Origin of the sequence: Streptomyces sp. AA1529 (assembly GCF_000280905.1) — a bacterium.
GTDB lineage: Bacteria > Actinomycetota > Actinomycetes > Streptomycetales > Streptomycetaceae > Streptomyces.
This window is the reverse complement of the sequence record NZ_ALAP01000093.1, coordinates 15021-33508: the sequence shown is the minus strand read 5'-3', so window position 1 is coordinate 33508 and position 18488 is coordinate 15021. Positions and strand designations below refer to the sequence as shown.

18 protein-coding genes and 1 riboswitch are annotated in these 18488 nt (G+C 73.5%); of the genes, 9 read left to right on the top strand and 9 right to left on the bottom strand.

The genetic code is table 11. The annotated features are described in order from the left end of the window. Positions 1–102 precede the first annotated feature (102 nt). Entirely contained in the window at positions 103–477 is a 375-nt protein-coding gene (locus A949_RS0127385) for a hypothetical protein (protein WP_019359250.1), read from the top strand. Positions 478–534: 57 nt separating this feature from the next. On the opposite strand, the gene A949_RS0127380 is transcribed toward A949_RS0127385, so the two are convergent. Continuing rightward, positions 535–1353 (bottom strand): NPP1 family protein, encoded by an 819-nt coding sequence (locus A949_RS0127380; protein ID WP_019359249.1) that lies wholly within the window; start codon positions 1351–1353, stop codon positions 535–537. A gap of 501 nt (positions 1354–1854) precedes the next feature. On the opposite strand from A949_RS0127380, the gene A949_RS0127375 reads away from it, so the two are divergent. After that, complete coding sequence (locus tag A949_RS0127375; RefSeq protein ID WP_019359248.1) at positions 1855–2847, top strand: alpha/beta hydrolase family protein; 993 nt, start codon at positions 1855–1857, stop codon at positions 2845–2847. Between the two features lie 70 nt (positions 2848–2917). Here the strand turns inward: A949_RS0127375 and A949_RS35770 are convergent, their stop codons facing one another. The 3 genes from A949_RS35770 to A949_RS0127360 all read right to left on the bottom strand — a co-directional run bounded on the left by A949_RS35770 (position 2918) and on the right by A949_RS0127360 (position 7234). Further along, positions 2918–4930, bottom strand: coding sequence for a glycosyltransferase family A protein (locus A949_RS35770; protein ID WP_078565543.1), 2013 nt, complete (start codon positions 4928–4930; stop codon positions 2918–2920). 224 nt (positions 4931–5154) lie between these two features. Continuing rightward, entirely contained in the window at positions 5155–5925 is a 771-nt protein-coding gene (locus tag A949_RS0127365) for a transglycosylase SLT domain-containing protein (protein WP_019359246.1), read from the bottom strand. 4 nt (positions 5926–5929) lie between these two features. After that, positions 5930–6106: riboswitch (cyclic di-AMP (ydaO/yuaA leader) on the bottom strand. A 531-nt stretch (positions 6107–6637) separates the two neighbouring features. Next, complete coding sequence (locus A949_RS0127360; protein WP_019359245.1) at positions 6638–7234, bottom strand: helix-turn-helix domain-containing protein; 597 nt, start codon at positions 7232–7234, stop codon at positions 6638–6640. 199 nt (positions 7235–7433) lie between these two features. On the opposite strand from A949_RS0127360, the gene A949_RS0127355 reads away from it, so the two are divergent. Both A949_RS0127355 and A949_RS0127350 read left to right on the top strand, forming a co-directional pair. After that, the gene (locus tag A949_RS0127355; protein ID WP_019359244.1) at positions 7434–8171 is read left to right on the top strand and encodes an ABC transporter ATP-binding protein; all 738 of its coding nucleotides are present in this window, start codon (positions 7434–7436) and stop codon (positions 8169–8171) included. After that, entirely contained in the window at positions 8165–10645 is a 2481-nt protein-coding gene (locus A949_RS0127350) for an FtsX-like permease family protein (RefSeq protein WP_019359243.1), read from the top strand. The genes A949_RS0127355 and A949_RS0127350 overlap by 7 nt, the downstream gene beginning before the upstream one ends. A 163-nt stretch (positions 10646–10808) precedes the next feature. Here A949_RS0127350 and A949_RS0127345 read toward each other — a convergent pair whose 3' ends face one another. Next, complete coding sequence (locus A949_RS0127345) at positions 10809–11636, bottom strand: class I SAM-dependent methyltransferase (protein ID WP_019359242.1); 828 nt, start codon at positions 11634–11636, stop codon at positions 10809–10811. A 77-nt stretch (positions 11637–11713) separates the two neighbouring features. On the opposite strand from A949_RS0127345, the gene A949_RS0127340 reads away from it, so the two are divergent. Next, on the top strand, positions 11714–12313 hold the full coding sequence (locus A949_RS0127340; RefSeq protein WP_019359241.1) for a TetR/AcrR family transcriptional regulator: 600 nt from the start codon (positions 11714–11716) through the stop codon (positions 12311–12313). A 96-nt stretch (positions 12314–12409) separates the two neighbouring features. Next, positions 12410–13243 carry an MOSC domain-containing protein gene (locus tag A949_RS0127335; protein ID WP_019359240.1) on the top strand — a complete coding sequence of 278 codons (834 nt, stop codon included), beginning with the start codon at positions 12410–12412 and terminating at the stop codon, positions 13241–13243. Between the two features lie 124 nt (positions 13244–13367). Here A949_RS0127335 and A949_RS0127330 read toward each other — a convergent pair whose 3' ends face one another. From A949_RS0127330 to A949_RS0127315, 4 genes are all read right to left on the bottom strand, one after another. After that, positions 13368–13907, bottom strand: coding sequence for a DUF1697 domain-containing protein (locus tag A949_RS0127330; protein WP_019359239.1), 540 nt, complete (start codon positions 13905–13907; stop codon positions 13368–13370). A 79-nt stretch (positions 13908–13986) separates the two neighbouring features. Then, positions 13987–14439, bottom strand: coding sequence for an SGM_3592 family protein (locus tag A949_RS39675; RefSeq protein WP_019359238.1), 453 nt, complete (start codon positions 14437–14439; stop codon positions 13987–13989). Positions 14440–14568: 129 nt separating this feature from the next. Then, positions 14569–15696 carry a slipin family protein gene (locus tag A949_RS34755; RefSeq protein WP_037707887.1) on the bottom strand — a complete coding sequence of 376 codons (1128 nt, stop codon included), beginning with the start codon at positions 15694–15696 and terminating at the stop codon, positions 14569–14571. A 220-nt stretch (positions 15697–15916) separates the two neighbouring features. Beyond that, on the bottom strand, positions 15917–16321 hold the full coding sequence (locus A949_RS0127315; protein WP_175488492.1) for a DUF5997 family protein: 405 nt from the start codon (positions 16319–16321) through the stop codon (positions 15917–15919). A gap of 58 nt (positions 16322–16379) precedes the next feature. Here A949_RS0127315 and A949_RS0127310 point away from each other — a divergent pair, with 58 nt between their 5' ends. From A949_RS0127310 to A949_RS0127300, 3 genes are all read left to right on the top strand, one after another. Then, a complete protein-coding gene (locus tag A949_RS0127310; protein ID WP_063826284.1) occupies positions 16380–17138 on the top strand; it encodes a LysR family substrate-binding domain-containing protein in 759 nt (252 codons plus the stop codon). A gap of 148 nt (positions 17139–17286) precedes the next feature. Next, positions 17287–17670 carry a winged helix-turn-helix transcriptional regulator gene (locus A949_RS0127305; protein ID WP_019359234.1) on the top strand — a complete coding sequence of 128 codons (384 nt, stop codon included), beginning with the start codon at positions 17287–17289 and terminating at the stop codon, positions 17668–17670. A 125-nt stretch (positions 17671–17795) separates the two neighbouring features. Continuing rightward, the gene (locus A949_RS0127300; RefSeq protein WP_175488491.1) at positions 17796–18455 is read left to right on the top strand and encodes a glyoxalase; all 660 of its coding nucleotides are present in this window, start codon (positions 17796–17798) and stop codon (positions 18453–18455) included. The last annotated feature ends 33 nt before the right edge of the window (positions 18456–18488 follow it).

Here is an 18488-nt window from a genome sequence, read left to right as displayed (position 1 = left end):
TCCACCGGACCGCCCGCACGCCACGCACCGGACGACCCGCCGGACGCCCGCACGGCGCACACCGGGTCGATCAACGTACCGACGAAAGGACAGCAGGACACCATGTCGAACACCGATGCTTCCCTCAAGGAAGCGATGAGCAGCATCGACGGCACGATCGGGGTGGCCCTGGTCGACTACACCAGCGGGATGGCCCTGGGCACCATCGGCGGGGGCAAGGAGTTCGACCTCGAGGTCGCCGCCGCCGGGAACACGGATGTCGTGCGGTCCAAGCTGCGCACGATGGAGCACCTGGGCATCAAGGACGAGATCGAGGACATCCTGATCACCCTCAGCAAGCAGTACCACCTGATCCGTCTGCTGCGGGCCAAGAGCGGCAACGGGCTCTTCCTGTACATCGCGCTGGACTCCGGCAAGGCCAACCTCGCCATGGCACGCCACCAGTTGCGGCGGATCGAGGCGAACCTGGAGGTCTGACCCGCCCGGCTCGCGGCATCCGGGGTTCCGGGCGCGCCCGGAACCCCGGTCCCGTGCTCAGCCGTTCGGGTCGAAGGGGATGCCGTCCGGCTTCGCCCCGGCCAGGTGGCCGGCGAAGGTGTCGTCCCGGATGCCGAGCGTGGCGCTGCCGAAGTCGGCTCCGGTCAGGGTCTCCCGCAGCCCCTCGGGATAGCCGTCCCAGCCGACCAGGGTGGGGTACTGCCAGGCTCCCTCGTGGTTCTCGGGCGGCTCGTCGCCACCGTCGTCCTTGGCCGCGCGGAAGCAGTGGGTGCTGATGCCGTCCTTGTGGTAGACGACCTTGGGGTGACTGCCCTCGAAGGGCAGTGCGTCCCGGTCGTGGACGGTGAATCCCCCGTGCTCGGAGGTCGCGACGTACTCGGCCCGGTCGTCGTGCACCCAGACCACCACGTGTTCCCAGTCGTGCCGGTGCCCGGCACTGCCGCCGCCCAGAGCCGCCTGGTCCTTCTCGAAGTAGGAGGCGTAGACCACCGCGCACCAGCCGTTGTTGCACTTGGACCTGGAGTATCCGTTGGTGTTCTCCAGGTCCGACTCGTCACGGCAGTTCCCGTTCACGTCGCCGCCTATCCGCAGTCCGGGGGCAAGGGTGCCGTCCGGGCCGATCGCGGGGGTCGCGTAGCAGCCGTCGGTGTCGTAGTCGTATGCGGGCTGGAACGTCTTCTCCAGCGCGGTCGCGTTCAGCGGCAGCGCCTGCGGCGGAACGGCCAGCGCCGTACCCGGCAGCCCGACGACCAGAGCGAAAGCCCCGGTCACGACGCCCGCGGCGCTGCGCTTCGTCCCCGCCGTCCGGCGCCGCCGGGCGGCGGGGACGCGGGGAGCGCTGTTCGTCGTCTTCATGCGTGCACTCCGAAGTGGGGGGTGAGTCGGCGCGGTTCACGCTGCCGTGCGGCGCCGCGCCTGCCAAGAGGGCAGGCGCGCATTCCCCGGGTCCGCACTCGGGGCCGAGCCGCCGCGGCACGGTGCGCACAACCCGCCGCGGCCGGTTCCCCCGGCCCGCGCCGCATCTGCCGAAAGTGCAGCCCCGGCACCGGCTTTCGGCGGTGCCGGGCGCGGTGGGCGGGCTCCTACGCTGCCGGACATGATCCGTACACACCGCGCGGCGGCCGCTCTGCTGGCCACCGCTCTGCTCGCCCCCGCGACCACGGCCTGCGCCTCCGCCGAGGGGCCCCGGCGGGTGGCGCGCACATCGGCCGGACGTCCGCCGCGGCCCCGAGCGACGCCGGCCGGCTGTTTGTCCCGCAGCCCACGGGTCGTTGGGCGGTCGGACGCGACACGCTCCGGCTCACCGACGAGAAGCGCCGCGACCCCTGGGTACCGTCCGCGGGCCCCCGCCGGCTGATGGCCTCGGTCTTCTATCCGGCCCGGCACGGCGGCCGCGGTGACACCGCGCGCTACCTGTCGGTGGAGGAGGCGGAGCTACTGCTGAAAGGGCTGAAGCGCGATGCGTCCTTCCCGGCGGCCAGGCTCGCCTCGGTGCGCACGAACGCCCGCACCGGGGCCCGACCGGCTCCGGGGAAGCATCCACTGGTCGTGCTCTCGCCGGGTTTCTCGCTGCACCGCGCGACGCTCACCACGCTCGCGGAGGAACTCGCCTCCCACGGCTATGTCGTCGCCCTTCTCGACCACGCCTACGAATCCTTCGGTACGGCCTTCACCGGGCCCGCCGGCCGGCGCACGCTCACCTGTGTCGCCTGCGGGATCGTCGAGGACGCGCCGACCGACGCGGGCGAGAAGAGGCGGCTGGCCCGGGCCGCCCGCGACCGGGCGGCCGACATCTCGTTCACCGTCGACAGGCTGACCGGCGCCGGAAGGGACGCGAGGAGCGGTACGGGAGACAGGTCCGCCCGCTGGGCGGCGCTGATCGACGTCCGCCGCATCGGCGCCGCCGGTCACTCGCTGGGCGGGAACGCGGCAGCGGTGGCAGCGGGCACCGACCGCCGGATCCGGGCCGCCGCGAACCTGGACGGCACCTTCTTCGCCTCCGTGCCGCGGACCGGACTGGGCCGGCCGACACTGATGCTCGGCACCCGCAAGGACCACACCCCGCATGCGGCCGACACCACATGGCCGCGGACCTGGCAGCGCCTGCACGGCTGGAAACGCTGGCTGACGGTGACCGGTTCGGGGCACTTCACCTTCATCGACCTGCCGATCCTGGGCGGGCAGGCCGGGGTCACCGACCCCGGGGCACCGCTGTCCGGAAAGCGCTCCGGGGAGATCACCACCCGCTATGTGACGGCGTTCTTCGACCGGCAGCTGCGGGCGCTTCCGCGTCCGCTGCTGGACGGTCCCTCGCCGGAGAACCCGGAGGTGGACTTCCACGCGCCGTAGCCGGGCGGACGACCGCCGGCGGGCGGGTGCGGGCCGCCCGTGGCACCCGGGCGGCCCGCACCCGCCCGGCTCAGGCGGCTTCCCGGCCGCCCGCGTCCGCCCCTCCGGTCCGGTGCGGGGCCGGTCCGGCCGGGAGCGCCGCCGGCTGTGCGAACCTGCGGCGCAGACCGCGGGTGGGGCGAACCCGGTCCACCCGCAGCGTCAGCGGATCGCAGGCCACCGGTTTGGCGTATCGGGGCATGAGGCTCCGGCGCCAGCGTGCCGCGCCGGCCGGCAGGACAGGCTGCCGCAGCGGCCGGGTGTGCCGCCAGTTGGCCGCGGCTATCCGCAGCGCCGCCGCCCACCGCCCCGACGACAGCACGTCCAGGGGCAGTTCCACCGAGAACCGGCCGTCCTCCTCGATCACCAGGGGGAAGTCGGCGGCGCCGCCGCGGGAGGCCAGCTGTACGAGGACGCTGCCCGCCGGAGGGGCGACGAGGTTGGTGGTGCCGTGCAGGCGCAGGACGGAACCGCACCAGACGGGTGCTTCCACATCGAGGCGCAGTTCCCTGCCCAGCCGTGCCGCCGGGACGTGCTCCAGGCGCAGGGAGAGGTTGCCGTGCGCGGTGGCGTACAGCCGGACGGTCCGGATGCCGCCCGCCCCGTCGTCGGCCAGGTACGTGAACGGGCAGCGTCCGGCGTCCTGATCGCGGCGGCTGCCCAGCCGGACAGTCCGGACCAGCCCGTTGACGGTCAGGCTCAGATACAGGTCCCAGCAGCCGTCGGCCGGCGGCACGCCGTCGTCCGGCCCGCCGAGGAGATCCAGGTCGGCCTCGAAGAACTCGCCGGCCAGACGGGTCCGCGCGGAGCGTCGCCACGGCTCGTCCCGGTGCTGCAGGAAGACCTCGACCGCCTGCCGGCCGGCGGGCCCGGCCTGCTCCAGGCGTGCGCGTCCGGTCAGCCGCAGCCGGGTGCCGGTGCAGGAGAAGTGGGATACGTGGTGGCTGAGCGTGAGGCGGTCCGTCACGTCGAAGCTCGCGGCCGGGCCTCCGGCGCGGTGCTCCCCGCGCGGCGGGTAGTGGGCCAGCGCCGTCCCCCGCGAGATGTGGACGCTGAACGGCATATGGGCGTCGGCGGAGAGGGTGTGGGTGAGCAGTTCCCCGAGCTGTCCGTGCCGGGCCAGATGGCAGCGCAGACGCTGGACGGGAGCCAGCCGGTGCCAGAAGGAGTCGTCCTCATGCCGGGCGAGAAGCCACTGCACCCGGGCGAACTCGCGCTGCCGGACGGCCGGGTCCGCCTCCTGGCCCAGAAAGCGGAAGGCATCCCGGAGTTCGACGGCGAAGTGCCGCTCCAGCAGGACGTCGCGCCGTTGCCCGGGCGGAAGTTCGGCGCGCAGCAGTTCGCAGACGCGGTGCAGCGCATCGAGGACCGGCTCGGTGCTGCCTGTCGCGGTCAGATGCCGGCCGTCCGGGCGGCGGACCAGGTAGTAGCAGTCGTAGTCGGCGACCACCGAGATACGGCGGGCCCGCAAGTAGGCGAGCGCGGTGAAGGGTTGGTCCTCGCCGATCCGCAGACCGGTGTCGAAACGCAACTGCAGCCGGTCGAGCAGTTCTTTGCGGAAGAGTTTCTGTGCGGAAAGCGCCCAGTAGACGCGGGAGGTGAACAGGTCGGCATCGGCCTGGTTCGCGCGGAACATGGAGCGCGGCACCCGGCGCCCCCTCGAGGCCATTCGCCCGAGTACGACATCGGATTCGTTCGCCTCGGCCGCTGCCGTAAGCCGTCGGAGCGCTTCGGGAGCCAGATAGTCGTCGGCGTCGAGAAAGAAGACGTAGCGTCCGTTCGCGAGGTCCAGACCGAGGTTGCGCGGACCCGAAGGGCTCCCGGAGTTCTCCTGGTGGATCACCCGCAGGAGGTTCGGATGCCGTGCGGCCAGCCGGTCCACAATGGCCGAGGTGCCGTCGGTCGAACCGTCGTCCACGACAATCATCTCGGTGGCGCCGGGTTCGAAAACCTGGTGTGCGACCGATTCGACGCAGCGCTCTATACAGGGCAGCGCATTGTAAGCGGGTGTTATCACGCTCACCATGTTTTTGTTCTCGCTCATGGCTCGACGGTGGCCATTCGGGCGTACCCGCGCCAGAGGGAAGCGGCGTTCGGGTGAATGCGGCCCGCGCCGGGGCGGGGGGCGGGACGGAGGGTGCGCGTTCCGGTGCGCTCGGCGACCGGGTCGGGGGAGCGTGCCCCGCGGCGGCCGCCGGGCGATGCCGCGGGACGGCGACTGCCCGCCACCGCGAGGGTGGCGGGCAGTCGCCGCGTGCGTGGTCCGGCTCAGTACGGGCCGTTCACGTTGTCGATCGAACCGTAGGTCTTGGCCGCGTAGTTGCAGGCCGCGACGATGTTGGCGACCGGGTCCCGCTGGTCGTAGGCGGTGCCCTCGACGTGGAAGGAGTCGAAGGTCGGCTTGATCACCTGGAGCAGACCGATGGAGGGTGTGCCGTTCTGGGCGTTGATGTCCCAGTTGTTGATGGCGTTGGGGTCGCCACCGGACTCCCGGATGATGTTGCGGTGGATGCCGTCGTAGGTGCCGGGGATGCCGTGCTGCTTCATGATGGCCAGGGCCTCGTTGATCCAGCCGTCCAGGTTGGTGGACTGGGTCTTGTGCACGCCGCCGGTGCGCTCGGCCGAGCTGCGGTCGGCGCGCTCGGGCGTGGCGTCGTCGCTGCTCTCGGCGGGCTTCGAGGCGGTGTCCAGCGTCAGCTTCTGGCCGGGCAGGATCAGGTCCGGGTCGCCGCCGACGGTCTTCTTGTTGGCCTCGTAGAGGGTGTTCCAGCCGCCCTCGATGTCGTGGTCCAGGGCGATCCGGTACAGGGTGTCGCCGCTGGCGACGGTGTAGGAGCTGGGCTCCTGCTCGGTCTTCACCTGCGCGGCGGCGCCGGACCGTGCGGACTGCGCCTGCTCCTGCACCTGCGCCGGGGCGGCGTGCGCGCTGCCCGCGGCCAGCAGGGGAGCGGCGATGCCCGCACCGCCGGCGGCGAGGGCGAGCGAGAGCCGGAGGCGGCGGGCGCTGAACGGATTACGGGCGTGAAGGCCACGAGACATGGGGGTGTCCTCTCCTAGCGCCTGCGAGGTGAGCTGTCGGATTCGGGCTGGAGTTGCCCGGCCATTTCCGCTGTGCCGGGGCACAGCGGCCATGACTTCACCCCTAGCCGGGCCGCGAAGTGCGGCACGGCACGTAAGTGGGTCCCCCGCTCCTGCCGCGCGGTACTGGTGCGAATTTCCTAGCCGGGCGGCAGGATTCGGCGCCCCGGCAGCGGAACTCCGGCCGTTCGGGGAGGCCGGAGCCAGGACACAGAAACACAATGGATTGCCCGGATCAAGGCGCGTGATTCCGCTGCGGGGCAGTCGCCGGAAATGATCTAGCAATTCTTCAACGCTATGCTGTGGATCATTTTCTGTGCGTGAAAAGCCCAAACTGCCGGTGTTTCGAATGGCGCTTATGGAAAGGCTTCCTGACGGAGCGCCAGAAGATCTTGATGATTTCTCGGCCCGGATGGTGTGTTTCGCGACACAGCGTACGACCGGGAAGGGCAAGTCCTGTATATCCGGACAATGCCGGTGAATACCGCAGAATGCCGCCGGTTGCCGGATCCTGCGCGGCAGCGGAGGTGCCGCACGGAGGAATTCTACTAAGCGCGATCGTACATCGTCCCGATGCGAGGGTGCGGCCGTGGTCCGGAACGGCCGGGTGCGCGGCCGGGCGGTGGCCGCCGGGCCGTGCGCCCGGGGCCTCCGGGGCGTCGTGGCGGCGGTGTCAGTCCCGGCCGTCGAGCGGGACCCCGAACCAGCGGACGGCGATGGGCCGGGTGCCCGGCCCGGCTTCGGTGCGCTCGCGCCGGAAGCGTTGCAGCAGTTCCAGGTAGGCGTCGTGGAACTCCCGCAGTTCCTCCTGCGTGAGGTGGAGGGTGCTGCGGGAGCCGGAGACCCACTCGTCCTCCTCGGCCGGACGGTCCGCGTGGCGCCGGACCAGTTCGAGGTCCTCCTGCAGGTGTGCCCGGTCCAGCTCCTCGACCACGGCGCGCTCCGCGGCCGGCAGGCCCGGCCGGGAGGGGCGCCGCACCTCCGTGCCGCGCACTCCGCGCCACCAGCGCTCGCGTCCGTTCGCCGGGTGGTCGGGGTCGTCCTCGATGAGTCCGGCCCGCGCCAGTTGGCGCAGGTGGTAGCTGAGCGTCCCGGTGTTCTGGCCGAGGGGCGAGGCGAGTGCGGTGGCGGTCGCCGGGCCCGCGGCGGCCAGCCTGCGCAGGATCTTCAGGCGCAGCGGATGCGCCAGCGCTTTGAGGGTCGCGGGGTCGCCGGCGGCGTGCTGCTCCTGGTGGGTGGCGGTGGGGTCCTGGGGTGGCGGCTCGGTCATACCCCGAGCCTACCGCAGAGAAATCTCTGCATAACTTTCTTTGCAGAGATTTCTCTGCAATGCTCTCGGCAGGTACCGGAGCACCCGCACCGGCCTCGCCGCCCGGTGCGACCGGTGCGACCGGTGCGACCGGTGCGCACCCGCGCGCCGCTGCCGCGCCGACCACGCGCCGACCACTTCGCAACGTCAGGACAGACACATGGCCGATGAAGCCGTCCGCATGCGGCACGTCACCCGCCGCTACGGCACCGGTGCCGGAGCCGTCACCGCGCTCGACGACGTCACCCTCGACTTCAGCCCCGGCACGTTCACCGCCGTCATGGGCCCCTCGGGGTCCGGGAAGTCGACCCTGCTGCAGTGCGCCTCGGGCCTGGACCGCCCCACCTCCGGGTCGGTCGCGGTGGGTGGGACCGAGCTGACCGGGCTCGACGAGACCCGGCTGACGCTGCTGCGCCGCGACCGCATCGGATTCGTCTTCCAGGCGTTCAACCTGCTGCCGTCCCTGACCGCCGAGCAGAACGTGGAGCTGCCGCTGCGTCTGGCGGGCCGCCGCCCGCCACCCGCCCGCGCCGCGGAGGCGCTCCAGCAGGTCGGACTCGGGTCGCGGGCCCGGCACCGGCCCGCGGAGCTGTCCGGCGGCCAGCAGCAGCGGGTCGCCCTGGCCCGCGCGCTGATCACCCGTCCCCAGGTGCTCTTCGGCGACGAGCCCACCGGCGCGCTGGACTCGGCGACCAGCCGCGAGGTCCTCACCCTGCTGCGCGAGATGGTCCACGGGGAGGGGCGGACCACCGTCATGGTCACCCACGACCCGGTCGCCGCCGGCTACGCGGACCGCGTGGTCTTTCTCGTCGACGGGCGTCTCGACGGGGAGATGCACGGCGCGTCCGCGTCGCGGATCGCCGCGCACATGGCGAAGCTGGAGGCCCTCCCGTGCTGAGCATCGCCCTGGCCACCCTGCGCACCCGCTGGACCGGCTTCGTCGGCAGCTTCGTCGCGCTCGCCCTCGGAGCGGGGCTGCTGGCCGTCATGGGGCTCGCGCTGGCCTCGTCGCTGCACGCGCCGGAACGGAAGCCCGAACGGTTCGCCGCGGCACCCGTCCTCGTCAAGGGCGCGGACACCCTCCGTGTCGCCACCCCGGCCGGCGACCGGGTGCGGAAGCTGTCCCGGCCCCGCGCCGTGCCCGACGAGGTGAAGGCCCGGCTGAGCAGGCTGGGGAGGGTCGTGGAGGACCGCGCCTTCGGCGTCCGGGTCCGCGGCGGCCCCCCGGACCTGGTGGGCCACCCCTGGCCCACCGCCGCGTTCACGCCCTACCACCTCACGGAGGGCCGCGCGCCCCGGGCCGGTGACGAGGTGGCCGTCAGCGACGGCTGGTCGGCGGACGGCGGGCCGGTGAGGCCGGGGGAGCGGCTGCGCACCGCGCGCGGGACCGTGCGCGTCGTCGGAGTCGTCGGCGGGCGGGGATTCGAGAACGCCGTCTTCTACACCGGCCGGCGCGCCGCGCAGCTCTCGCCGGAAAGCCCCCAACTGGTGGTGGACACCGACGACGCGGCAGCCGTGCGGGCGGTGGTGCGCGATGGCGGCGCCGGCGCGCACGTCCTGACCGGCGACGCCCGCAGACTCGCGGACGCCGACCCCGACCGGGACCGCGAAGCCCTGACCGCGATGAACGCGATGTTCGGTACCGCCGGCGGCGTCTCCGCCTTCGTCTCGGTGTTCGTCGTCGCCGCCACCTTCGCCTTCGCGGTGGCCCAGCGGCGCCGCGAGTTCGGACTGCTGCGGATGGCCGGCGCCACCCCTGCCCAGGTGCGCCGCACCGTCCTGTGCGAGGCCCTCGTCGTCGGTGCCCTCGCCTCCGCCACCGGCTGTCTGCTGGGCGCGCAGGGGGCGCCGGAGCTGGCCGCGTGGGCGGTCGACCGGGAACTGGCGCCGCGCTGGTTCCGGATCGGCGACCACGTCTGGCCGTACCACCTGGCCTTCTGGACCGGGCTGCTGGTGGCCCTGGCCGGTGCGGTGGCGGCCTCCTGGCGTGCCGGGCGCACGGCTCCCGCCGAGGCACTGCGGGAGTCCGCCGCGGACAGCCGTGCCCTGCCGCTGCTCCGCCGCCTGTGCGCCGGTGCCCTGCTGCTCACGGCGGCGGTCGGCCTGGTCGTGTCACTGGCGACCGATCCGAGTGACCTGCTGCACCGCAAGACGTACGTCACCCGCCCGATGCTGCTGATCGTCGGGGTGGCACTGCTGGCCCCGCTGCTCGTCGGCCCGCTGGTGCGGCTGCTCGCCTGGCTTCCGGCCCGGCTTCCCGGCGCGGCGGGGATGCTGCTGCGGCAGAACGCCGTCACCGGGCGCAGCCGCACCGCGGCGGTCGCCGCACCCGTACTGATCACCGTGGCTCTGACCGGTTCCCTCCTGGGCGCCACCGCGACGCTGAGCGGCGCCGAGGCCACCGAGCTGCGCACCGGCACCGCCGCCGACCTCGTCCTGACGCCCACCCGGCCGCAGGGCTTCGAGGAGGCGACGCTGCGGCGGCTGCGGCAGCTGCCCGGCACCGAGGTCTCCGCGTCCTCCACCAGCGCCGTCTACACGCTGGAGGACGGAGTCGCGCTGGTCGAGTCGCCCGCCCGCGCCGCGGACCCCGTCGGGCTCCGGGCCACCGCCCGCCCGCCGCTCGTCGCCGGGAGCCTGGCCGATCTCGACGACGACTCGATCGTGGTCAACGAGGAGTGGGAGCAGCACACCGTGGGCCGGCGCGTGGAGGTCTGGCTCGGGGACGGCACCAGGAAGTCGCTGCGGATCGCCGCGGTCATGGCGGTGGGGACCGGCGGCAACGGCGTCTACGTCACCCCGCGCAACGCACCCCGGGCGCCCGTCGACCGGGTGGATGTGCGGCTGCGGGAGGGAGCCGACGCCGCCGCGGTGTCCGCAGCGCTGCGGGAGGCCGTGCCCGCCTCGGACGGCCGGGTCCGCACCAAGGAGGAGTGGATACGCGAGCGACGGCCCGAGGCCGCACGCACGACGCGCGCGGGCCTGTTCCTCGTCCTGGGCATCGCGCTGCTGTACACGGCGATCGCGCTGGCCAACATCATGGCCATGTCGACCACGGACCGGGTGCGCGAGCTGGCGCTGCTGCGGTTGGCCGGCGCCACCCGGCGGCAGGTGCTGCGTACCGTCGCCGCCGAGGCCCTGCTGGTGGTCGGGGTCGGCGGCCTGCTGGGCACCGCCGTCGCCGGGCTCCAGCTGGCCGGTATGTGGTGCGCCCTGGGCCTGCTCTCGGTGTGGACGCCCCTCCAGCTCCCCTGGGCGCCGCTCGGCGGGGTCCTCGCCGCCTGCGCCCTCATCGCGGTGCTCTGCGCCACGGTCCCCGCCGCGCTGTCACTGCGCCACCGGGCCGTCGGACTCGCGGGCGTCCGCGAGTAGCGCCGCCGGCCGGCCGGGCGGGAGCCGTGCCATCCGCCCGCGTCCGGCCGCCCGGGGCTCACCGGGTTCCCGGCGCCGGTTCACCGGGCGCGCCCGCGACGGGGTGGTCCGGGGGCGGGGCACCCGGTCACGGGCGCCCGCAGCGGACGGTCCCGCGCGCGGGTCAGCGGGCGCCGGTCCGCTGCGCGGTGACGGCCACGGTGGCGTAGTGCATCGTGAAGCTGCCTCCCACCGCGTCGACGGCGGCGCCGACTCCGGCCAGCACTTCCTCCAATGCCGCCTGCGGGACCCGGGTGAAGGCGCCCTGGGTGGGGAGCTGGTCGAGCCACTCGTCCCGGGTGTATACCCGTTCCCAGTCGCACCGCCACCGCTCGGCCTCGGTGAACCCGGCCACTTCCCGGATCCCGTCGGCCGCCTTGGTGCACAGGGCCGTGTAACCGGCCACGGCCGACTCCGTCGTCGGACGGGCGGCGAGCGAGCCGGGCAGCACCCGCTGGTGGACCTCGGCGAATGCCTCCGCCACTTCGGGTGCCGGCCGGCCGGCGTTCCAGAAGAGGGCCAGCAGCCCGCGGGGACGCAGGACCTGTGCGGCCTTGGCGGCTCCTGCGACCGGGTCGACCCAGTGCCAGGCCTGCCCGGAGACGAGGGCGTCGAATGTGCGGCCCGCCGGCTCCCAGTTCTCGAACGCCGCCACCTCGGTGTCGAGGCCGTACCGTCCCGCCAGCGCGGCCATACGGTCGTCGGCGTCGACGCCCAGCACCCGGCATCCGGCCGCTTCGAACTGCCGGGCCGCGATGCCGGTGCCGCAGCCGACGTCCAGGACCTCGCGTCCGGGGGCGGCGGCGACGATCCGCTCCACCAGGGCCCGGGGGTAGCCGGGACGGGCCCGGTCGTAGCGTTCCGCGTCCGTGCCGAACGACTCGGCCAGTTCCCGGACTTCATGTGGCGCGGGTGCGGAGCGGGCAGCGCGCTCCGGCGGTAGAGTGGGCATGCGCCCACTCTGTGTGGGCACATGCCCACTCGTCAATCCCGGCGGGTCGGCCGACCGGGAGGACGAGGAGAAGCGCGGTGCCCACCGGAGTCGCCTTCCGCGACGTACGCGGCCAGCTGCTCGACGCCGCCGAGCGTGTCCTGCTCCGGGACGGACCGAGCGCGCTCACCAGCCGTGCGGTCACCACCGAGGCGGACTGCGCCAAGGGCGTCCTGCACCGGCACTTCGCCGATTTCGACGCCTTCCTCGCCGAACTCGTGCTGGAGCGCGTCGCCCGGGTCGAGGACCGGGCCGCCGCCCTGCGCGCATCCGCCGGAACCGGCACTGTCGCCCAGAACCTCACCCGGGAGCTGCTGGAGGTCCTCGACCCGGTCGCGGTGGCCGTCGTCGGCCTCGTCACCTCGCGCGACGGTCTGCGCGCCCGACTGCGCGAGGCCGGATCAACGGGCCTGCCGATCCTGACCGACGCGGCCACCGCGCTGGCCGGCTACCTCACCGCCGAGCGCGAACTGGGCCGCCTCCGCGCGGACGCCGACATCGCCACGCTGGCTCCCACCCTCGTCGGAGCCGCCCATATGCTGTGCGCCGACCGGCAGGGAACCCCGCCGCAGCCCGAGGACGTCCGCAGGGCCGTCACCGCGGTCGTCGCCGGTGCCGAGCAGGGACCGCCGCGCTGAACACCCCGCGGCAGCCGCCATCCGACGGCGTGGCAACCGCCGGGCACCGCAGGACCGAAGCCGACCCGCCCGACTCCAGGAACGGACCACCCGGACATGAGCACGCCCTATGTGGCCTCGCTGTCGTACTTCCCCGTCAAGGGCGCCGCGGGTACGCATCCCGACGAGGCCGCACTGACCCCGGCCGGGCTCGCACACGACCGCAGCTTCATGGTCACCAGCAGGGACGGCGTCTTCCGCAGCCAGCGCCGCCACCCCCGCCTGGCCCTCGTACGGCCCGCCGTCAGTCCCGGCGGCGAACTGCTCACCCTCCGGGCCGACGGCCTGCCGCCCCTCGGCATCCCCGTCGACACCACCGGCCCCCGCCGCCCGGTGGACCTGTTCGGGCAGCCCTTCCACGGCGTCGACCAGGGAGAGGACGCCGCCCAGTGGCTGTCCGAGGCCCTGCGCGCCCCGAGCCGGCTGGTCCGGGTACCGCCCGAGCACGCCAGGGTCACCGACGGCCGCACCCCCGGCACCTCCGGATACGCCGACAGTTGCGCGCTGCACGTCCTGTCCCGCGCCACGCTCGACCTCCTCGGCAGGAAGCTCGCCGAGCACGGCGCCCCCGCCGTGCCGGAGGACCGCTTCCGGGCCAATCTGATCATCGACGGCTGGGACGAGCCGCACGCCGAGGACGGCGCCCACCGCCTCGCCATCGCCGAAACGGAACTCGGCTACGCCAAGCCCGCGACCCGCTGCGCCGTGGTCATGGTCGACCAGCACAGCGGCCGGCGGGACGGCCCGGAGCCGCTGCGCACCCTCGCCGGCTACCGGCGGGCCGGCGGGGGGCCGGTGGCGTTCGGGGTGAAGTACGCGGTGCTGCGCCCCGGCCGGATACGGGTCGGAGACGAGGTGGACGTCACGGCCTGGGGGCCGGGCGAGGTCTGAACCGGCGGCCGTCTGCTCCGGTGCCGTACGCGCTGCCGTCCGGCCGCGTGGGTCCGGGACCCGGGCGGCCGGGAACCCTCCGGCGGGCCTCTCCGCGAGCCGTCTGCGGGGAGTCTGCGGGGAGTCAGCCGCGGGTCAGCTCGACGAGCGCGGTCACCGTGTTCCAGTTGCGGGACGTCGCGTCGATACCGCCGAGCACCGCGGGGCGGTGCAGTGCGGGAGAGAGGCGGGAGGTGCCGAGACCGCCCGGCGTGTGCAGATACAGCGCCCGGTCCCCCGCGCGTACCTCCTCGGGCAGGAAGGCCGCGGCGTCGAGCGAGGCCAGCCGTTCGGCGGGAACGGCACGGGAGCAGAAGACGACATGCAGCTCCTTTCCCCCGACACCGTCGGTGGGGAAGGGGCACGCGTCGCGTACGTCCCGCAGATACTCCGCACCGCGCACCATGCAGGCGACGTGGAAGCCGAAGTGCTGTTCGAGCGCGTCCTCCAACTCGGCCGCGAGCGTGTCCTCGTCGGACCCGTCACTGCGGAAGACCGCGTTGCCGCTGTTGAGGTGGGTCCCCACCGCATCGTGGCCCAGACCGCCCAGCAGCTCCCGCAGTTCGGCCATCGGGACCTTCCGGTTGCCGCCCACATTGATCCCCCGCAGGAGAGCGGCGTACATCGTTCGCACAGCTCCACCCTATAGCGGCCGCCGGTCCCGCGGCGGCCGCCGCCGACCGGCCCGCTCCGCGCCCGGCGCGTCACTCCTCCGGCCGGCGCTTCCAGGGCCAGCGGCGATGCCCGCGCCGCCGTCCACCGCCGCTGCGCCGGGACCGGCTCCAGAACCAGCCCGCGGGCGGCTCGTCGGAGCGCCACGGCTCCCGCTCCGGATAGCCCTCCCGGTCCCAGCGGGCCGCCAGCTCCCGGGTCCGCGCCGCCGGCTCCGTCACGTCCGCTGCCCGGATGAAGGCCTCGCCGAACTCGACCGACTCCGCTTCCTCGTTCGTGAGCCCGCCGACCGCCTCGGACGGCCCGGATTCCCCGGGCTCCGGCTCCTCGTGCCGCTCGCGCTCCTCGGACGGCTCGGACTCCTCGGGAGGACGTGCGGCATCGGCTCGGGGATCCGCTTCGCCCCCTCCGCCCCCGTTCCGGGGGTCGGGTCCGTCGCCGTGGTCACCGCCCGGTTCCCCGGCCCGGCTGCCGCCGTTGTTCATGGCCTATGCGCCTCCTCATCTACCCAGGCTACGAGGGATGCGCCCGGTGGCCTTCCGTGCCCGGTGAGAAACCGGTGAGAATGCGCGGACCCGGCTGCGGGCGGCCTCGGTTCGGTTGCCCGGAGGTCCTCAGGCCCGGTTGCCGTGGTGCCTGTGCCGGTGTCCGCTGTGCGCGGTCTCCTCGGACCTTCCGCCCCTTGCGCGCTCACGTGCCGACTCGGCCGTGGGCAACCCGGTCACCTGCAGCTCCGGCAGCACCATGGCCGGGTCCCTCAGGGGCGCCGCGGGGTCCGGCGGCAGCGCACCGGAGAACGGGGCGCCCGCCTCCTCCTCGTCCTCGGCCGCGGAGCGGGCCGCACGGGCCGCGGACCGGAACGTCGGGGCGACATCGCCGTCCGTCCGGCTCCGCGCCCCTCCCGCGGTCGCACTCCGCGCCGGACCGCCACCCGCCGGCGCCGGCGTGCCGGCCGCGGCGGACGGAGCCGCCTGGTCGGACTCCGGCTGCGCGCGCTCCAGGAAGCGCAGCAGCTCGACGGGGAAGGGCAGCACGAGCGTGGAGTTCTTCTCGGCGGCGACCGCCGTGATGGTCTGGAGCAGCCGCAGTTGCAGGGCCGAGGGCTGCCCGGACATCTGCTGTGCGGCTTCCGCCAGCCGCTTGGACGCCTGGAGCTCCGCGTCCGCGTTGATGATGCGCGCCCGCCGCTCCCGGTGGGCCTCGGCCTGGCGTGCCATGGACCGCTTCATGGTGTCGGGCAGGGACACGTCCTTGATCTCCACCCGGTCGATCTGCACACCCCAGTCGACCGCGGGGCTGTCGATCATCAGCTCCAGGCCCTGGTTGAGTTTCTCCCGGTTGGAGAGCAGATCGTCCAGATCGCTCTTCCCGATGATCGACCGCAGCGAGGTCTGCGCCATCTGGGAGACGGCGAACTGGTAGTCCTCGACCCGGATCACCGCGTCCGCCGGCTTCACGACCTTGAAGTAGACGACCGCGTCCACCCGCACGGTCACGTTGTCGCGGGTGATGCCCTCCTGCGCCGGGACCGGCATGGTGATGATCTGCATGCTCACCTTGCGCATCCGGTCGACGACGGGAACGATCAGGGTGAGTCCGGGGCCGCGGATGTCCTTGTGCAGGCGGCCGAGACGCAGCACCACGCCGCGTTCGTACTGTTTGATGATGCGAACCGCTGACAGCAGACCCATCGCTGCCAGCAGCGCCACGACGACGATGACAGTTGTCACTGTTTCCGACATATCCGCACCTACGTCCAGAACGGTTGATACCAGCGTAGATCCGGTCGGGGCCCACAGGCGAGCCCTGCGGGACGGGCCCGTGAGCAGGGAGGACTCCCGCCGGCCGGGGTGCATCCGGCCGACGGGACACGGTGTGACGGACCCGGTGACCGCGCGCACCCGGGAGGTGCGGGTCACCGCCTCGCGGCGCCGGCCCGCAACGCCCGGCGCGCGGGCGCGGTCAGCGGCGCGGTGCGTCCTCCTGCGCGGCGCGTTCGGCCTTCTTCGCCTTGAGCCGGGCCGCTTCCTTGCGGACCTCGGCCTGGGTGGCCCGCTCCTGCTGCAGCCACTCGGGGTTCTCCGCCTTGAGGGCCTCGATCCGCTCGGTGGTGAGGGCCTCGGTGACGCCTCCGCGCGCGAGACCGGAGATGGAGACCCCCAGCTTCGCCGCGACCACGGGCCGCGGGTGCGGGCCGTCGCGCCGCAGGTCCAGGAGCCACTGGGGAGGCTCGGCCTGCAGGGCGTTCAACTCGTCGCGCGAGACCACGCCCTCCTGGAACTCGGCGGGGGTGGCTTCGAGGTACACACCCAGCTTCTTCGCCGCGGTCGCGGGCTTCATGGTCTGGGTGGTCTTGTGCGACGTCATGCCGTCCAGGGTATCGATCACCTGCGGTGCACTCGACCGCGCCCGGTAACCTGGCGACGTGACAGGCTCGGAGACCCCACCGTCGTTCCGCCTCGCGTACGTCCCCGGCGTGACACCCGCGAAATGGGTGCGGATCTGGGGAGAGCGACTGCCGGACATCCCGCTGGACCTGGTCTCGGTGACCGCCGCAGACGCCCCGGGCGTGCTGGCGGACGGCGCCGCGGACGCGGGTTTCGTGCGGCTGCCCGTCGACCGCTCCCGCTTCAGCGCGATCCCGCTGTACACCGAGACGACGGTGGTCGTCGTCCCCAAGGACCACCTGGTGACCGCGGCGGACGAGGTGACCCTCGCCGAGCTGGCCGACGAGATCGTGCTGCACCCCCTGGACGAGGTCCTGGGCTGGGAGCAGCGGCCCGGGCAGCCCGCCCTGGAGCGTCCGGCCACCACCGCCGACGCCGTCGAACTGGTGGCCGCCGGAGTGGGGCTCCTGGTCGTCCCCCAGTCCCTCGCCCGGCTGCACCACCGCCGGGACCTGACCTACCGGCCCGTCACGGACGCGCCCGTCTCGCAGGTCGCGCTCTCCTGGCCGGAGGAGCGCACCACCGACATGGTCGAGGACTTCATCGGCATCGTGCGCGGCCGCACCCCCAACAGCACCCGGGGCCGCAAGGCGCCCGAGCCGCAGCCCCGGCAGCCCCGCGCGGAACAGTCCGCCCGCCGCAAGCCCGCCGCCGGCAAGCAGACCGGCAGGAACCCGCGGAGCGGCGCCGGAGGGGCCAGGGCCGGCAGGCGCGGCAGGCCCCGCCGCCGCTCCTGACCCGCCGGCCGTACAGGGCGGCGAATCTCCTCCGGCGGCAAGGCGCCACTTGGCTCCACCGGCGAACCGCGTTGTGGCCGCTCGGCCGGCCGTAGGAGAGTGGCGGCGGACCTGGAAGAACGTACGTATCGGCGGGGAGAAGAACCTGATGGTGACCGAACAGCGGCTCGGGGATCTGCCCGAGGACGCCGACCTGCGGCGTGCCGACTCCCTGGCGCGGGAGATCTTCTCCGACATCGCCAACAAGTGGGCGCTCCTGATCGTCGAGGCTCTCGGCGAGCGCACCCTGCGCTTCAACGAGCTGCGCAAGGAGGTCGAGGGAGTGAGCCACAAGATGCTCACCCAGAACCTGCGCAGACTGGAGCGGGACGGCCTGGTCGACCGCACGGTCCATCCGACCGTGCCGCCGCGGGTCGAGTACACCCTGACCGAACCGGGCCGGGCCCTGCGCGGCACGGTCGACGCCATGTGCGGCTGGACCCACCGGTACCTGGCGGACATCGAGGAGGCGCGCCGCCGCTTCGACGCCTGATCCGCCGCCGCGCCGCCCGAGGCCCGGCGGGCTCCGCCCCTGCCCGGGGCGCGGTCCGGAGCGGGAATCCAAGCGGTCAGGAATCGAGAAGCGCCGGTCGCGGGGTTCCTCCTAGCGTGAAGTTCATGGCAACCACCGCTTCCACCGCAGCCCGGATCTCCCTCACCTCCGTCACCCTCGAGGTGGCCGACCCCGAGTCCGCCCGCCACTTCCACACCGCCCTCGGGGTGGAATCACGCATCCGTCTGCGGCACTCCGCGCCGCACTCCACCGGATTCCGCGGCTTCACCCTGGCGCTCACGGTCTCCCGTCCGGCCACCGTCGACAGCTTCCTCGACGCCGCCGTGGACGCCGGCGCCACCGTGCTCAAGCCCGCGGCGAAGTCGCTGTGGGGCTACGGCGGCGTCGTCCAGGCACCCGACGGGACGATCTGGAAGGTCGCGACCCCCGCGAAGAAGGACACCGGCCCGGCCACCCGCGAGATCGACGAGATGGTCCTCCTCCTGGGCGTCCGGGACGTGAAGGCCACCAGGCAGTTCTACGCGGACCGGGGACTGACCGTGGCCAAGAGCTTCGGCGGCAAGTACGCCGAGTTCGCCTCCGGCGAATCCAGCCCCGTCAAGCTGGCGCTGTACAAGCGCGCAGGCCTGGCCAAGGACCTCGGCGTCCCCGAGGACGGCACCGGCTCGCACCGCATCGTCCTCGGCGGCACCGCCGGCTCCTTCACCGACCCGGACGGATTCGCCTGGGAGGCCGCCGATCCGGCCGCCTCCCAGGCGTCCTGACCCGCGGACCGGCCGGCCCCCGGCCGAACCTGC

Coding starts and splice junctions, on each gene's coding strand:
- A949_RS0127375 (WP_019359248.1), top strand. CDS start 1,855: ATGGCCTCGGTCTTCTATCCGGCCCGGCACGGCGGCCGCGGTGACACC.
- A949_RS0127315 (WP_175488492.1), bottom strand. CDS start 16,321: ATGACGTCGCACAAGACCACCCAGACCATGAAGCCCGCGACCGCGGCG.
- A949_RS0127360 (WP_019359245.1), bottom strand. CDS start 7,234: ATGACCGAGCCGCCACCCCAGGACCCCACCGCCACCCACCAGGAGCAG.
- A949_RS0127385 (WP_019359250.1), top strand. CDS start 103: ATGTCGAACACCGATGCTTCCCTCAAGGAAGCGATGAGCAGCATCGAC.
- A949_RS0127335 (WP_019359240.1), top strand. CDS start 12,410: ATGAGCACGCCCTATGTGGCCTCGCTGTCGTACTTCCCCGTCAAGGGC.
- A949_RS0127355 (WP_019359244.1), top strand. CDS start 7,434: ATGGCCGATGAAGCCGTCCGCATGCGGCACGTCACCCGCCGCTACGGC.
- A949_RS35770 (WP_078565543.1), bottom strand. CDS start 4,930: ATGAGCGAGAACAAAAACATGGTGAGCGTGATAACACCCGCTTACAAT.
- A949_RS39675 (WP_019359238.1), bottom strand. CDS start 14,439: ATGAACAACGGCGGCAGCCGGGCCGGGGAACCGGGCGGTGACCACGGC.
- A949_RS0127380 (WP_019359249.1), bottom strand. CDS start 1,353: ATGAAGACGACGAACAGCGCTCCCCGCGTCCCCGCCGCCCGGCGGCGC.
- A949_RS0127345 (WP_019359242.1), bottom strand. CDS start 11,636: ATGCCCACTCTACCGCCGGAGCGCGCTGCCCGCTCCGCACCCGCGCCA.
- A949_RS0127305 (WP_019359234.1), top strand. CDS start 17,287: ATGGTGACCGAACAGCGGCTCGGGGATCTGCCCGAGGACGCCGACCTG.
- A949_RS0127300 (WP_175488491.1), top strand. CDS start 17,796: ATGGCAACCACCGCTTCCACCGCAGCCCGGATCTCCCTCACCTCCGTC.
- A949_RS34755 (WP_037707887.1), bottom strand. CDS start 15,696: ATGTCGGAAACAGTGACAACTGTCATCGTCGTCGTGGCGCTGCTGGCA.
- A949_RS0127330 (WP_019359239.1), bottom strand. CDS start 13,907: ATGTACGCCGCTCTCCTGCGGGGGATCAATGTGGGCGGCAACCGGAAG.
- A949_RS0127365 (WP_019359246.1), bottom strand. CDS start 5,925: ATGTCTCGTGGCCTTCACGCCCGTAATCCGTTCAGCGCCCGCCGCCTC.